Annotated in this window: 12 protein-coding genes and 1 tRNA gene; 8 read left to right on the forward strand and 5 right to left on the reverse strand. The window is 68.8% G+C overall.

Annotation, left to right across the window (positions count from 1 at the left end; genetic code table 11):
- Positions 1–13 precede the first annotated feature (13 nt).
- Both ACFY8O_RS19870 and ACFY8O_RS19875 read right to left on the reverse strand, forming a co-directional pair.
- A complete protein-coding gene (locus tag ACFY8O_RS19870) occupies positions 14–1,483 on the reverse strand; it encodes a DUF2252 domain-containing protein (RefSeq protein WP_387904124.1) in 1,470 nt (489 codons plus the stop codon).
- Positions 1,484–1,810: 327 nt separating this feature from the next.
- The gene (locus ACFY8O_RS19875; RefSeq protein WP_387904126.1) at positions 1,811–2,884 is read right to left on the reverse strand and encodes a hypothetical protein; all 1,074 of its coding nucleotides are present in this window, start codon (positions 2,882–2,884) and stop codon (positions 1,811–1,813) included.
- Positions 2,885–2,967: 83 nt separating this feature from the next.
- On the opposite strand from ACFY8O_RS19875, the gene ACFY8O_RS19880 reads away from it, so the two are divergent.
- Complete coding sequence (locus ACFY8O_RS19880) at positions 2,968–3,420, forward strand: MarR family winged helix-turn-helix transcriptional regulator (protein WP_387904129.1); 453 nt, start codon at positions 2,968–2,970, stop codon at positions 3,418–3,420.
- A gap of 68 nt (positions 3,421–3,488) precedes the next feature.
- Here the strand turns inward: ACFY8O_RS19880 and ACFY8O_RS19885 are convergent, their stop codons facing one another.
- Positions 3,489–3,833, reverse strand: a complete 345-nt coding sequence (locus ACFY8O_RS19885; protein WP_387904130.1) for a winged helix-turn-helix transcriptional regulator — start codon at positions 3,831–3,833, stop codon at positions 3,489–3,491.
- A 129-nt stretch (positions 3,834–3,962) separates the two neighbouring features.
- Between ACFY8O_RS19885 and ACFY8O_RS19890 the strand changes: the two genes are divergently transcribed.
- A complete protein-coding gene (locus ACFY8O_RS19890; protein WP_387904133.1) occupies positions 3,963–4,574 on the forward strand; it encodes an FMN-dependent NADH-azoreductase in 612 nt (203 codons plus the stop codon).
- A 524-nt stretch (positions 4,575–5,098) separates the two neighbouring features.
- On the opposite strand, the gene ACFY8O_RS19895 is transcribed toward ACFY8O_RS19890, so the two are convergent.
- Positions 5,099–5,181: transfer RNA gene (locus ACFY8O_RS19895), tRNA-Leu, on the reverse strand.
- 315 nt (positions 5,182–5,496) lie between these two features.
- Here ACFY8O_RS19895 and ACFY8O_RS19900 point away from each other — a divergent pair.
- From ACFY8O_RS19900 to pknB, 6 genes are all read left to right on the forward strand, one after another.
- Complete coding sequence (locus tag ACFY8O_RS19900) at positions 5,497–6,357, forward strand: FhaA domain-containing protein (RefSeq protein WP_145808191.1); 861 nt, start codon at positions 5,497–5,499, stop codon at positions 6,355–6,357.
- A 10-nt stretch (positions 6,358–6,367) separates the two neighbouring features.
- Entirely contained in the window at positions 6,368–6,883 is a 516-nt protein-coding gene (locus tag ACFY8O_RS19905) for an FHA domain-containing protein FhaB/FipA (RefSeq protein ID WP_145808189.1), read from the forward strand.
- A 129-nt stretch (positions 6,884–7,012) separates the two neighbouring features.
- Positions 7,013–8,488 carry a Stp1/IreP family PP2C-type Ser/Thr phosphatase gene (locus ACFY8O_RS19910; protein ID WP_145808187.1) on the forward strand — a complete coding sequence of 492 codons (1,476 nt, stop codon included), beginning with the start codon at positions 7,013–7,015 and terminating at the stop codon, positions 8,486–8,488.
- Positions 8,489–8,509: 21 nt separating this feature from the next.
- Positions 8,510–9,910 (forward strand): FtsW/RodA/SpoVE family cell cycle protein, encoded by a 1,401-nt coding sequence (locus ACFY8O_RS19915; RefSeq protein WP_387904138.1) that lies wholly within the window; start codon positions 8,510–8,512, stop codon positions 9,908–9,910.
- Positions 9,907–11,364, forward strand: coding sequence for a peptidoglycan D,D-transpeptidase FtsI family protein (locus tag ACFY8O_RS19920; protein ID WP_145808183.1), 1,458 nt, complete (start codon positions 9,907–9,909; stop codon positions 11,362–11,364). Before ACFY8O_RS19915 ends, ACFY8O_RS19920 begins: the two co-directional genes overlap by 4 nt.
- 168 nt (positions 11,365–11,532) lie before the next feature.
- Positions 11,533–13,512 (forward strand): Stk1 family PASTA domain-containing Ser/Thr kinase, encoded by a 1,980-nt coding sequence (gene pknB / locus ACFY8O_RS19925; RefSeq protein ID WP_387904142.1) that lies wholly within the window; start codon positions 11,533–11,535, stop codon positions 13,510–13,512.
- Between the two features lie 300 nt (positions 13,513–13,812).
- On the opposite strand, the gene ACFY8O_RS19930 is transcribed toward pknB, so the two are convergent.
- On the reverse strand, positions 13,813–14,541 hold the full coding sequence (locus ACFY8O_RS19930) for a class E sortase (protein WP_145808179.1): 729 nt from the start codon (positions 14,539–14,541) through the stop codon (positions 13,813–13,815).
- Between the last annotated feature and the right edge of the window lie 7 nt (positions 14,542–14,548).

The raw sequence follows: 14,548 nt of genomic DNA on the forward strand, positions 1-14,548 counted from the left end.
GGCGCGAAATCGCTCAGACGCCGAGCTCGGCGGCTATTCGCCCGTTTCTGACGGCCCGGACCAGTTCGGCGTGGTCCGCCTCCGTCCGGTCCGCGTACGTCACGGCGAAATCGGCCACCGCGGAATCCAGCTCGGCGTTCTTCCCGCAGTAGCCGGCCAGCAGCCTGGGATCGGCGCTGTGCGCGTGGGCCCGGGCCAGGAGCGCACCGGTCATCCGCCCGTAGTCGTCGACCTGGTCGGCCGAGAGGGCGGCCGGATCCACACTGCCCTTGCGATTCCTGAACTGGCGCACCTGATAGGGCCTGCCGTCGACCTCGGCCCAGCCGAGCAGTATGTCGCTGACGACCTGCATCCGCTTCTGCCCGAGCACCACCCGGCGTCCCTCGTGCACGACCTCGGGCACGTCGAAACCGACGTGCGGAAGGTAGGGCGCCAGCGCGGAAGGGCGGGCCTCCTTCACCTGCAGGACCAACGGCTCCCCTCGGTGATCGAGAAGCAGCACCACATACGACCGGGTACCCACGCTCCCCGTGCCGACCACCCGGAAGGCGACATCGTGGATCGCGTACCGGGCCAGCAGCGGGACCCTGTCCTCCGAGATCGTCCCGAGGTATCCCTCGAGCCCCGCCGCGACCGCGGCGGCCTCCGCGTCGGGCACCCTGCGCAGCACCGGCACCGCGTCCACGAAGCGGCGGCCGCCGTCCTCGCAGACCTCCGTGGACCTGGCCGCGAAACGGGCGCTCGTGTTGTTGCGCGCCTTGGCCGAGACCCGCTCCAGGGTCCCCAGCAGGTCACGCGCGTCCGTGTACGAGACGAGTTCCTCGTCGGCGATCGCGTTCCACGCGTCGAGTGCGGGCAACCCGGCCAGAAGGCGCATCGTGCGCCGGTACGCGCCGACCGTGTCGTAGGCGCCCCGCCGGCAGGTGTCCTCGTCCGCTCCCGCCAGCCGGCCCGCGAGGACCAGCGAGGTGGCGAGCCGCTTGAGGTCCCACTCCCAGGGACCGAACACGGTCTCGTCGAAGTCGTTGAGATCGATGACCAGGCTGCCGCGTGCGTCGCCGTACAGACCGAAGTTCGCCGCGTGCGCGTCACCGCAGAGCTGGGCGCCGACGCCCGTGACCGGCGTGCCCATCAGGTCGTGGGCCATCAGCCCGGCCGCCCCGCGCAGGAACGCGAACGGCGTCGCCGCCATACGCCCCACCCGGATCGGTGTCAGACCGGGCACCCGGCCCTGGTTCGACTCCTCGACGGCCTGCACCGCGTCCGGCCGACCGGTGGGCAGGACCAGTGAACGGTGGGCGGACCTGGGCACCTTGAGCCGCAATGCCTTACCGGCCTCCTTGGGAGAGACCGGACCGGATCCTGTCTGCCGCTCCCCCACGGGAACACGCCGTGCGAAACCCGGAACGACCGGGATGCGCCCGTCCGCCGCCGGCGCCCGCCGCACCGGCACCGGCACCGCCGTCGTCATGACTTCGCCCATGGAGCGCCGCCTCCCCCGCCTTCATCCGGCCGTACCGTCCGACCAACATCAATTGCGGTCGACCGTACAACTGTCCTGCCACAACCGTCTGCCCCTGTGGACAACGACGAGGGACGCCCTGTGGACAACCGAGGGAAGCGAAGGTGAACGACCTCGTGAGCGGCAGGCACAGCAGGCCAGGTCACAAGCCGACCCCACGCCACCCCCACCCGCAGGGCAGGTCACAAGCCGACCCCACGCCACCCCCCGCAGGGCAGATCACGCGCCGACCTCACCCCGCCAGGCAGGTCACCTCTGCCACGCCCCCACGCGACGCCACCAGGCAGGTCACACGCCGACCGCTTCCTCCATCTCCTCCTCGGCTCCGGTGGTCTGCCGTGCGGCCTCCACCGCTCGGTCCCTGTCCGCGGCATCCCGTCGCCGCTTCGCCTCGGCCAGACCGGCCAGCCCGACGACGACCAGTCCGGCCACGAACCAGAGGGCGAGCACCAGCACATGGCCGCCCAGCGCATGACCGCCGAAGTAGACGTGGCTGCGGACCCCTTCGACGAAGCCGGCACCGTTCCAGAAGGCGTGCAAGGAACCGAAGAACCCGGGCTGGAGCTCCGGCTTGAAGATGCCGCCGGAGCTCGTGAAGTTGAGCATCACGAAGAGCACCATCACGCCGAGCGTCGTCCACCGCTTGAGGAAGGTGTGCAGGCCGACGCCGATGAGCAGGATCCCCGCCGAGTACAGCCATGCCATCGCCCAGAGGCCGCCCAGTCCGTGGTCCACCAGCCCGAACACCGGCCCCGCGAACGCCACCCCGATCGCACTCACCAGGAGCGAGGTCACGACGGCCAGACCTGCCCTGATCCGCAGCGCCAGCACCGCCCCCGCGCCACCGATCACCGCGACCGACGCGTACGAACCGATGCTGACCGCGACCAACAGGAAGAAGATCCCCTGTCCCGTCGGATCGCCGTCCGCCGTGGGAGCCACGTCCGTCACCTCCAGGGGGTCCCCCTGCCCCGCCGCGACCTCGGTGAAGACCTTCTGGACCACGGTGGCCGTGGTGTCCGAGGAGGCGCCCGCCACCATGAGCTCGGGACCGGGGCCGGGCACGTAGGCGCCGTAACTCTGCTGCGTCATCAGGTGGTCGACCGCTGCGGCGCGATCGGGCACGGTCCGTACGCTCAGCGCCCCGTTGCCCTTGTCCTGCAAGCTCTGCGCGAGCACCTGCGCGCTCGCTCCCGAGCCGACGACGTCCACCCGCAGGCCGTGCGGCTCCGGGGCGTGGAAGGCTCCCAGATAGGCGAGCCCCATGCCGAGACACATCAGCAGCGGCGTGACGAGATGACTGAGCACATGGCGCAGTGCGCCGGCGCTCGCTACCGGGGCGGGACTCGGGCCTGCTGACATGTCGGCCACTCCTCCGATGGTTGGCTTTTACAACTCACACACTCGTTGTAGCATACAACTAAAATCCGGGGAAGGTGATACGCGTGGCAGACAGCCCAGAGGAACGCGAGGAGTCGCTGGACGTCATCCAGCGCGAACTGACGGCCTTCGCACGCCGCGCCCGCGCGACGGCCGCACGACTCCACCCGGACCTGCCGCTCGTCCCGTACACCCTGCTCGCCCACATCGAACGCCGACAGGGCTGTCGCGCGACCGACCTGGCGGCGCACTACATGCTGGACAAGTCGACGGTCAGCCGGCAGGTCACCGCGCTGGAGAAGCTCGGCCTGGTCGAGCGGCATCCGGATCCGGACGACCACCGCATCCAGGTCCTGCACCCCACGCCCGCCGGGACCCAGGCGCTGGCCTCCAGCCAGGCGAGCCGCCGCGCCGCATATCGGGAGCGCCTCGGCGAGTGGACGTCGGCCGATCTCGCCCAGTTCGCGGAGTACCTGCTGCGCTACAACTCGACAGGCGAGGACACCGGACCCCGCTAGGCCCCCTCACCGACCACCCATCAGACCCTCTCTCACATCACCCGGCGGGCCCGCAGGGCCGTGAACGATCAGCAGCCGCCCGGGTCCCGCAGGTACGCGTTCGCCCACCTGCCGAGCTCTTCCAGCGCGGGCCCCATGGCGGTACCGGCCTCGGTGAGCCGGTAGGCCACGCGCAGCGGGGGCCCCTCATCCACCTCGCGCAACACGAGACCGGCCGCCCCCAGCTCGGCGAGGCGGTCCGAGAGCATGCGCTCACTGATGCCCGGGATCGCCCGGCGCAGATCCGCGAAGTGCACGGGCTGCCGCATGAGCACCGACACGATCGGGCCGGTCCAGCGCTTCCCGAACAGCTCGAAGACGCGGGTGATGCCCACATCCACCCGCCGACAGGCCTGCTCGCCGTGATCCGCCATGGCACCAGAGTACTGCGTCACCTTCAGGGGCTTATTTTTAGTAAGTGCCTATGTTATTAATAGCTACGTACGAAAGACCCGCTCATCGCGCGGCTACGAGCCGTCCGTCCGATCCCCCTGGAGAACTCCATGGCTACGCTCCTCCACCTCGACTCCGCCGTATTTTCCGAGGGCTCCGCTTCCCGCGAGGTCACCGCCGCGTTCGTGAAGTCCTGGCGCGAGCAGCACCCGGGGGGCCGTGTCGTGTACCGCGACCTCGCCGCCGACCCGTTGCCGCACCTGAACGCCTCCGCGGTGACCGGCGGCGCCGACGACGCGCTGCGCGGGGAACTGGCCGCCGAGCTGGCGGACGCGGACGCCGTACTGATCGGCGCGCCGATGTACAACTTCTCGATCCCGTCCACCTTGAAGGCGTGGCTGGATCAGGTGATCATCGTCGGCCACAACGCCGGTCCCGACGGCCCCGTCGCAGGCACGCCGGTCACCGTCGTGGCAAGCCGCGGCGGTTCGTACGCCCCGGGCACCCCGCGGGAGGACTTCGAGTTCGTCCAGAACTACCTGGAGAAGGTCCTGACCGGCATGCTGGGCGTCGAAGTCGATTTCATCGTGCCGGAGCTGACGCTGGCTCACTCCAAGCCGGAGATGGCAGAGCTCGTGCCGCTCGCCGACGCGTCACGCGCCAAGGCCCTGACCGACGCGGCGGAGAAGGCCAAGGCCCTGGCCGCGCGCTTCGCCGCCTGAGCCCATCGCGCCGCACCACGGTCATCGCGGGGCACAGGGGCGCCCCGCCCCGTCATCCGGTCAGGCCGAAGAACCGGCAGCTACCTGCAGATCCCGTAGCTGGTACCGAAGCCCCTCTTTGGTACGCATCCGACGTTTCACGTGAAACACCAACAGCCGCCCACCAGAGTCGACCCCTCCGCAGGATGCGCCCTTCTCACCGCCGCTTCCTGGTGCCGGACCCTTGCGCGCGTCCCCGGATGTGGTCGGCACGCCATGACAGCGGCGTCCGTCATTCACAGCGACTCGACAGATTCCCAGCCGAACCCGAAGGTCGCCCGCCGATCCGACGCATCGCCCAGGCCGTTCGCACCTCACCGGCCAGGGCCGTGCGGGACAACGCAGAAGCAGGCCCGCACAGCCTCACCGGCCGGCCGGGACATCGCACCAAGCGGGTCCGTACAACGAAGAACCCCCGCACCGGAGAACATCCGGTGCGGGGGTTCTGTCGAACCAACCCGGCAGTTGCAGTCAACTGCCCGTTGTGCGCGAGGGGGGATTTGAACCCCCACGTCCCTAAGGACACTGGCACCTGAAGCCAGCGCGTCTGCCGTTCCGCCACTCGCGCAAGAGTGGTACTTCCGAGCTCTCCCACCGAGTGGTGCGAGCGCCTGGCGACAAACGGAAGATTAGCACGCTGGACAGGGTGGATTCACATCCGTTGTTTCGCCGGACCCACGAGGGGAACCGGGAACGCGGGAAGCCCGGCCCCACTCCTCCTGAGTGCACCCGGAGTGCGGGACACTGTCAGGAGGCCACCTCTACGATCCGTGTGAGAGGTGACACTCATCCACTGTGCAGACAAGGGGAACCAGCCGATTTCCCGAGGCGTGGATACGATCAGTAAGCAGTACAGCGATGACGACACCGGAGGAGGTGCCCCATGGGAGTCATGAAGCGTTTCGAGCAGCGTCTCGAAGGTCTGGTCAATGGCACCTTCGCCAAGGTCTTCAAGTCCGAGGTGCAGCCGGTCGAGATCGCGGGAGCCCTCCAGCGCGAGTGCGACAACAACGCGACGATCTGGAACCGCGAGCGGACCGTGGTGCCCAACGACTTCATCGTCGAGCTCAGCACCCCCGACTTCGAGCGCCTCAGCCCGTACTCCGGACAGCTCGGTGACGAGCTGGCCGGCCTCGTACGCGACTACGCCAAGCAGCAGCGCTACACCTTCATGGGCCCGATCAAGGTCCACCTGGAGAAGGCGGACGACCTGGACACAGGTCTCTACCGCGTGCGCAGCAGGACCTTGGCGTCGAGTTCGTCACAGCAGCAGGGACGCCCGAGCGGCCCCGCTCCTCACGCCCAGCCGAACCGGCCCGCCCCCCAGGGGCAGGGTGGGTACGGCTACCCGCCGTCCTCCGCTCCTCCCATGCCCGCGGCCCCGCCGCCGGGCTCCGGGCGCCCCGGAGGGCCCTCCAGCGACTGGCGCCCGCCGGCCGCCTCCGGGCCGATGCCGGACGCGCAGGTACGGCGCTGGATCGAGATCAACGGCACCCGCCATCAGATCTCCCGCCCGACGTTGGTGATGGGACGAAGCACCGACGCCGACGTGCGGATCGACGACCCCGGCGTATCGCGCCGGCACTGTGAGATCCGGACCGGAACGCCCTCGACGATCCAGGATCTCGGGTCCACCAACGGCATCGTGGTGGACGGGCAGCACACCACCCGCGCTACGCTCCGCGACGGCTCGCGGATCGTCGTGGGCAGCACCACCATCGTTTACCGGCAAGCCGAAGGGTGAAGCGGGGGCAATGTCAGAGCTGACCCTGACGGTCATGCGGCTAGGTTTCCTGGCTGTTCTGTGGCTATTCGTAATCGTGGCCGTCCAGGTCATCAGAAGCGACCTGTTCGGTACGCGTGTCACGCAGCGCGGCTCTCGCCGCACTGCCGGTGACGCCCGCCCGCAACAGGCGCGCCAGCAGCAAGCGGCGCCGCCGCAGCAGCGCCAGCAGTCCGGGCGCCAGCGCCGCGGGGCACCCACCAAGCTGGTCGTCTCCGAAGGCACGCTGACGGGCACCACCGTCACGCTCCAGGGCCAGACCATCACCCTGGGCCGTGCGCACGACTCAACGATCGTGCTGGATGACGACTACGCGTCCAGCAGGCATGCCAGGATCTACCCGGACCGTGACGGCCAGTGGATCGTCGAGGATCTCGGGTCCACCAACGGCACCTATCTCGACCGGACCCGGCTCACCACCCCGACCCCTGTTCCGCTGGGCGCGCCGATCCGCATCGGCAAGACCGTCATCGAGCTGCGGAAGTAGTACGACAATGAGCGAGCGGAGCGAGCGAGCCTCGGCGGTCCTGACGAAGGATCCCGCCCGGCTCCCGACCGGAGGGTGGGCAGTGTGGCTCGAGACCGGCTGTACCCCGAGCCGACGGGCGAGGTGCGCATGAGCTTGTCCCTGCGCTTCGCCGCCGGATCGCACAAGGGCATGATCCGGGAAGGCAACGAGGACTCCGGTTACGCCGGCCCCCGCCTTCTCGCCATCGCCGACGGCATGGGCGGCCAGGCGGCCGGAGAGGTCGCCAGCTCCGAGGTGATCTCCACCCTCGTTCAGCTCGACGACGACGTACCCGGCTCGGACATCCTCACCTCGCTCGGCACGGCGGTCCAGCGGGCCAACGACCAGCTGCGCGTCATGGTCGAGGAGGACCCCCAGCTGGAGGGCATGGGCACGACGCTCACCGCCCTGCTCTGGACCGGTCAGCGCCTGGGCCTCGTCCATGTCGGGGACTCCCGCGCCTACCTGCTGCGCGACGGCGTCCTCACGCAGATCACCCAGGACCACACCTGGGTCCAGCGCCTCGTGGACGAGGGCAGGATCACCGAGGAAGAGGCCACCACCCACCCGCAGCGCTCCCTGCTGATGCGGGCCCTGGGCAGCGGCGACCACGTGGAGCCCGATCTCTCCATCCGTGAGGTCCGGGCCGGCGACCGCTACCTGATCTGCTCCGACGGCCTCTCGGGCGTGGTCTCCCACCAGACGATGGAGGAGACCCTGGCCAGCTACCAGGGCCCGCAGGAGACCATCCAGGACCTCATCCAGCTCGCCCTGCGCGGCGGCGGTCCCGACAACATCACCTGCATCGTCGCCGACGTCCTGGACGTCGACAGCAACGACACCCTGGCCGGGCAGCTCAACGACACCCCGGTCGTCGTCGGAGCCGTCGCCGAGAACCAGGCCGCCCAGGCGAACGACGGGCGCGCCATGGAGACCCCGGCAGGACGCGCGGCCGGCCTCGGCCGTCCCGTTCCGCCGCCGTCCGGAGGCTTCGGCCCTCCCGGCAGCGGTGACGACATGGGCTACGGCTCCAGTCCGGACGGTGCCTTCACGTCGTACAGCGACGACGACTTCGTGAAGCCCCGCAACGGGCGCAGGTGGCTGAAGCGGTCGTTCTACCTCGTGCTGGCCCTCGCCGTCATCGGCGGCGGCGTGTACGGCGGCTACCGCTGGACCCAGACGCAGTTCTACGTGGGCGCCAAGGACGACAACGTCGCGCTGTTCCGCGGCATCAGCCAGGACCTCGCCTGGGTGTCTCTCTCGAAGGTCGAGGAGAACACCGAGATCGAACTCAAGTACCTCCCGCCTTACCAGCGCAAGAAGGTCGAGGCGACCATCGCCGAGGGCAACATCACCGACGCCCGCAAGAAGATCGGCGAGCTCGAGGCGCAGGCCTCCGCCTGCAAGAAGGACGCGCAGCGCCGTGCCGCCGAGGCGGACGCCGCCAAGGACAAGAACGAGACGGCCGACAGCAATTCCGCCAAGCCCCCTGCCGAGGGGACCAAGACGAACGCGACTCCCACTCCCGGCCCCAGCCTCTCGGAGGAAGAGAAGAAGCTGGCCCTGCAGTGCGGTAAGCAGTAAGCCGTAGGGGGCCTTCAGCACATGAGCGTTGTGACCAACACGACCACCATCGGCGCGATCGACGCGCCGAGCCGCCGCAACACGGAACTGGCGCTGGTCGCCTTCGCCGTCCTCATCTCGGTGTTCGCGTACGCCAACGTGGGCCTCGCCATCAACGGGGAGCTGCCCTCCGGCATGCTCGGCTACGGGCTCGGCCTCGCCCTGCTCGGCGGCGTCGCGCACCTCGCCGTCCGCAGATTCGCGCCGTACGCCGATCCGCTGCTGCTGCCGCTGGCCACCCTGCTGAACGGGCTCGGCCTGGCGATCATCTGGCGTCTGGACCAGTCGGAACGCTTCCAGCAGACCGAGGACTTCGTGGCAGCGGCCTCCAAGCAGCTGCTGTTCTCGGCAGTGGGCGTGGCCCTGCTGGTCGTGGTCCTGCTGGTCCTCAAGGACCACCGCATCCTGCAGCGCTACACCTACATCTCGATGCTGGTCGCGCTGTTCCTGCTGATCCTCCCCATGTTCTTCCCCGCCGTGAACGGCGCCAAGATCTGGATCAAGATCCCCGGCGTCGGCACGATCCAGCCGGGAGAGTTCGCGAAGATCATCATCGCGGTCTTCTTCGCCGGGTACCTCATGGTCAAGCGCGACGCCCTGGCCCTGGCCAGCCGCCGTTTCATGGGGCTCTACCTGCCGCGTGGCCGTGACCTGGGACCGATCCTCATGGTCTGGGCCTTCTCGATCCTCATCCTGGTCTTCGAGACCGACCTCGGATCCTCTCTGCTGTTCTTCGGCATGTTCGTCGTCATGCTGTACGTCGCCACCGAGCGCACCAGCTGGATCGTCTTCGGTCTGCTGATGTCCGGGGCGGGCGCCGTCGGTGTGGCCACGTTCGAGCCCCACGTCCAGCAGCGCGTCACCGCCTGGCTGGACCCCTTCGCGGGGTGGGGCGAGCTGGCGGCCAGCGAGCAGATGGCCAAGTCCCTGATGGCGTTCGGCTCCGGCGGCACGCTCGGCACCGGCCTCGGCCAGGGCAACTCCGACCTGATCGGCTTCGCCGCCAACTCCGACTTCATCCTCGCCACCGTCGGCGAGGAGCTCGGGCTCGCCGGCATGATGGCGGTACTCCTCGCCTACGGCCTGATCGTGGAGCGCGGCGTCCGCACGGCGCTCGCCGCCCGCGACCCCTTCGGCAAGCTCCTGGCGATCGGCCTCTCCGGCTCCTTCGCCATCCAGGTGTTCGTCGTCGCCGGCGGTGTCATGGGGCTCATCCCGCTGACCGGTATGACCATGCCGTTCCTCGCGGCCGGTGGGTCGTCCGTCATCGCCAACTGGGCCCTCATCGGCATCCTGATCAGAATCAGCGACACCGCCCGCCGTCCCGCTCCGGCCCCCGCACCGTCCCCGGACGCCGAGATGACCCAGGTGGTCCGACCGTGAACAAGCCGCTCCGCAGGATCGCGATCTTCTGCGGGATCCTGGTCCTGTCCCTGCTGATCCGCACGAACTACATCCAGTACGTCCGCGCCGACGAGCTCAACTCGAACGAGCACAACCGTCGCGTCCAGATCGAGCGCTACGCCCACGAGCGCGGCAACATCATCGTTGACGGCGAACCCGTCACGGGCTCCGTCGAGACGAAGGACAGCGACTTCACGTACAAGCGCGTCTGGAAGAACGGCCCCATGTGGGCGCCCGTCACGGGCTACTCCTCGCAGGCCTTCGACTCCTCCCAGCTGGAGAGCATCGAGGACGGCATCCTCACCGGCAACAGCGACCAGCTGTTCTTCGACCGCACCCTGTCGATGTTCACCGGGGAGAAGAAGACCGGCGGGAACATCGTCACCACCCTCGACGGCGAGGCCCAGAAGGCCGCCTTCAAGGGGCTCGGCGACAAGAAGGGCGCCGTCGCCGCGCTCGACCCGCAGACCGGCGCGATCCTCGCGCTGGCCAGCACCCCCTCGTACGACCCCTCGGTGTTCGCGGGCAACTCCATGAAGGACTCCGACGCACGGCAGAAGCTCCTCGAGGACAAGGACAAGCCGATGCTGAACCGGGCCCTGCGGGAGACCTACCCGCCCGGCTCGACGTTCAAGGTCGTCACGGCCGCCGCGGCGCTGGAGAACGGCCTCTACACCGACATCGACGCGAAGACGAACTCCCCGCTGCCCTGGAAGCTCCCGCTGTCGACCAATCTGCTGCAGAACGAGGGCAGCATCCCCTGCAAGGACGCCTCGCTCCGCGAAGCCCTGCGCTGGTCCTGCAACACCGTCTTCGGCAAGATGAGCGACGACCTCGGCAACAAGAAGATGATCGAGCAGGCCGACAAGTTCGGCTTCAACGAGGAAGTCTTCACTCCGGTCAGGGCCGACGCCAGCGTCTACCCGGAGGACAACCGGCCGCAGAACGCCATGGCGGGCATCGGTCAGGCCTCCAACCGCGCCACTCCGCTCCAGATGGCCATGGTGGCGTCCGCGATCGCCAACGACGGCAAGCTCATGCAGCCGTACATGGTCGCCGAGCGCCAGGCACCCAACCTGGACGTCATCTACACGCACGAGAAGGAGCAGCTCAGCCAGCCGCTCTCGGCGGAGAACGCCCAGAAGGTGCAGCAGATGATGGAGACCGTCGTCGCGAACGGCACGGGAACCAACGCGCAGATCGACGGCGTCACCGTGGGTGGTAAGACCGGTACCGCGCAGCACGGCCTCAACAACAGCGAGAAGCCCTACGCGTGGTTCATCTCGTACGCCAAGACCGACAGCGGCTCTCCGGTCGCCGTGGCCGTGGTGGTCGAGGACGGGAACGCCAACCGGGACGACATCTCCGGCGGCGGTCTGGCGGCACCGATCGCCAAGAACGTGATGAAGGCGGTACTCGACGGAAAGAAGTGACAACCGTCACAACTTCTGTCCACACCAGCACATCGGGATACCGGTCGGATATCAGCTGCAGGGTGCGGGCCGATCACGCCGGGCGTGCCCGGTAGCGTATGCGCGAACAGCGCACCGCCGGACCACACACGGGTGCGGTCGGGACTGACGGAGAGGGCTGGATCAGTTATGGAAGAGCCGCGTCGCCTCGGCGGCCGGTACGAGCTGGGCTCGGTGCTCGGCCGTGGTGGCATGGCCGAGGTCTACCTCGCGCACGACACCCGGCTCGGCCGCACCGTAGCTGTGAAGACGCTGCGGGCCGATCTTGCCCGTGACCCGTCCTTCCAGGCACGGTTCCGCCGTGAGGCCCAGTCGGCCGCTTCGCTCAACCACCCCGCGATCGTCGCCGTCTACGACACCGGCGAGGACTACGTCGACGGGGTCTCCATCCCGTACATCGTGATGGAGTACGTCGACGGATCGACCCTCAGAGAGCTGCTGCACTCCGGCCGCAAGCTCCTGCCCGAGCGGACCCTGGAGATGACGGTCGGGATCCTCCAGGCTCTGGAGTACTCGCACCGGGCCCAGATCGTCCACCGTGACATCAAGCCGGCGAACGTCATGCTGACGCGTACCGGCCAGGTCAAGGTCATGGACTTCGGCATCGCCCGGGCCATGGGCGACTCCGGCATGACGATGACCCAGACCGCCGCTGTCATCGGCACCGCTCAGTACCTCTCCCCGGAGCAGGCCAAGGGCGAGCAGGTGGACGCGCGCTCCGACCTGTACTCGACCGGTTGCCTGCTCTACGAACTGCTGGCCGTCCGGCCGCCGTTCGTGGGTGACTCCCCCGTCGCGGTCGCCTACCAGCACGTGCGCGAGGAGCCGCAGCCTCCGAGCAACTTCGACCCCGAGATCACGCCCGAGATGGACGCGATCGTGTTGAAGGCGCTCACCAAGGACCCCGACTACCGCTACCAGTCGGCCGACGAGATGCGCGCCGACATCGAGGCATGCCTCGACGGCCAGCCGGTCGCTGCCACGGCGGCGATGGGGGCGGTCGGCTACGGCGGCTACGACGGGTACAACAACGACCAGCCGACCACCGCTCTGCGGGCGACCGATCCGGGTGGCGCCCAGACGTCCATGCTGCCCCCGGTCAACCCCGACGACGGCGGCTACGGCTACGACGACCGCCCCGACCGGCGGCGCCAGAAGAAGAGCAACACCTCGACGATCCTCCTGGTCGTCGCCGGCGTCCTGGTGCTGATCGGCGCGATCCTGATCGGTCGCGCGGTGTTCAGCGACACGAACGGTGACGGCGGCAAGTTCGACGTGCCGAACATGGTCGGCTCCACGGTCGAAGAGGCACAGAGACTCGCGGACAACGCCGACATCGTCCTGAAGGTCGGCGCCAGCGAGCCGTGCGAGACCCAGGAGAAGGACGCGATCTGCAGCCAGACCCCCTCCGCGGACGCCCAGATGGAGGCGGGCGAGACGGTGACGGTCGTCGTCTCCACCGGCGCTCCCAAGGTCGAGGTCCCGGACGTGGTGGAGCAGTCCGAGGACAGGGCCCGCAAGGCCCTGGAGGCCAAGGGCTTCACGGTGAACGTCAAGACGGCGGAGTCGGACAAGACCCCCGACACGGTCATCGCCCAGGATCCCGAGGGCGGCTCGAAGGTGGAGAAGGAAACCGAGATCACGATCACGGTGGCCAAGGAAGCCACACAGAACGTCCCGGGCGTGGTCGGCAGGTCCTACGCCGACGCGGAGGCCCAGCTCAAGGGTGTCGGCTTCGCCAACGTCTCCAGGACCGACGTCGAATCGGACCAGCCCGTGGACACCGTGATCGAGCAGACTCCGGAAGCGAACAGCAAGCAGGCCAAGGACGTCCAGATCGTCCTCAAGGTCTCCAAGGGCCCCGCCCAGCCGGAGCAGGTCACCATCCCGGGTGACCTCATCGGCAAGCGGTACCAGGAGGCGAAGGCGGCCCTCGAAGGCATGGGCCTCGTGGTGGCGCTCGCCCCCAACTCGCCCGACAAGCCGAACGCCCTCGTGATGAAGGCCGAGCCGGGAGGCAACTCCCAGGTGCCGAAGGGAAGTACGGTCACGCTCACCACGGTCGGCGGCGGGGACGCGAACCTCTTCGGCGGCGCGTCAGGCGACTGACCCGCACGGCGCACTCCCGACGGACACGCACAGGGCCCCGGTCACCCCGAACGGTGACCGGGGCCCTGTGCGTCCCCGTGGCTCCTGACCGGGGCCGTGCGTGTCCTGCGGCCCCTGACCGGGCCTCGTGTCCGTACGCGACCATCGAGCAGGCCTCACGGTGCCTCCATGGCCCTGAACCCGGGACCCGTGCCCGCTCGTCCGTGGCTCCTGACCGGGCCGCGCGTGTCTCCGCGGCTCCCGACCAGGGCCCGCACCCGTCCGTGTCCGGGGGCGGGAACCCGTGGTGCCCCGGGCCTCCTACCGCAGCTCCGCCGGCTTCGTGCGGTCCCGGTCCACCTTCTCGGTGCGGACCAGCTCGCCCCACACGATGTAGCGGTACTTCGACGTGTAGACGGGCGTGCACGTGGTCAGCGTGATGTAGCGGCCGGGCTTCTTCACGCCCGACTCCTTCGGGACGGCGGCGATCGCGTCGACGTTGAACTTCGAGGTCTCCGGCAGCTTCGCGTAGACCTTGTAGACGTACCAGGTGTCCTTGGTCTCGAAGACGACCGCGTCGCCCTTCTTCAGCTTGTCGATGTTGTGGAACTTGGCGCCGTGGCCGTCCCGGTGGGCGGCGAGTGAGAAATTGCCCTGCTCGTCCGAGGGCAGGGCCGACTTCACGGGGTCCGTGTAGTAGCCGGCGATGCCGTTGTTCAGGGTCGTGGTGTCGGTGCCCTTCTTGACCAGCACCTCGCCGTTCTTCATGGCCGGGACGTGGAGGAAGCCGATGCCGTCCCGGGTGTCCAGGGCACCGGGCCCACCGGCCCAGCGGTCGCGGACGGTACTGCCCTCCTTGTCGGCCGCACGGTCGGCGAGGACGTTGGTCCACCACAGCGAGTAGACGACGAAGAGCCCCAGCACCAGACCGGCCGTGATCAGCAGCTCTCCGAAGAGACTCACCGCGGTCGCGACGGGATGCCGCTTCCTGTACCGCACCGGGGCCGTCGGCTCGCCGGTGGCCTCTGCCTGCTCGGTCCTCGCTGCCACGGCACCC

It is taken from the genome of Streptomyces argenteolus (assembly GCF_042902585.1).
Taxonomy (GTDB): domain Bacteria; phylum Actinomycetota; class Actinomycetes; order Streptomycetales; family Streptomycetaceae; genus Streptomyces; species Streptomyces argenteolus.

Bases quoted from the DNA above. Each gene is read 5' to 3' on its own strand.
- pknB (WP_387904142.1), top strand. From the start codon at position 11,533: ATGGAAGAGCCGCGTCGCCTCGGCGGCCGGTACGAGCTGGGCTCGGTG.
- ACFY8O_RS19890 (WP_387904133.1), top strand. From the start codon at position 3,963: ATGGCTACGCTCCTCCACCTCGACTCCGCCGTATTTTCCGAGGGCTCC.
- ACFY8O_RS19870 (WP_387904124.1), bottom strand. From the start codon at position 1,483: ATGGGCGAAGTCATGACGACGGCGGTGCCGGTGCCGGTGCGGCGGGCG.
- ACFY8O_RS19910 (WP_145808187.1), top strand. From the start codon at position 7,013: ATGAGCTTGTCCCTGCGCTTCGCCGCCGGATCGCACAAGGGCATGATC.
- ACFY8O_RS19875 (WP_387904126.1), bottom strand. From the start codon at position 2,884: ATGTCAGCAGGCCCGAGTCCCGCCCCGGTAGCGAGCGCCGGCGCACTG.
- ACFY8O_RS19885 (WP_387904130.1), bottom strand. From the start codon at position 3,833: ATGGCGGATCACGGCGAGCAGGCCTGTCGGCGGGTGGATGTGGGCATC.
- ACFY8O_RS19905 (WP_145808189.1), top strand. From the start codon at position 6,368: ATGTCAGAGCTGACCCTGACGGTCATGCGGCTAGGTTTCCTGGCTGTT.
- ACFY8O_RS19915 (WP_387904138.1), top strand. From the start codon at position 8,510: ATGAGCGTTGTGACCAACACGACCACCATCGGCGCGATCGACGCGCCG.
- ACFY8O_RS19900 (WP_145808191.1), top strand. From the start codon at position 5,497: ATGGGAGTCATGAAGCGTTTCGAGCAGCGTCTCGAAGGTCTGGTCAAT.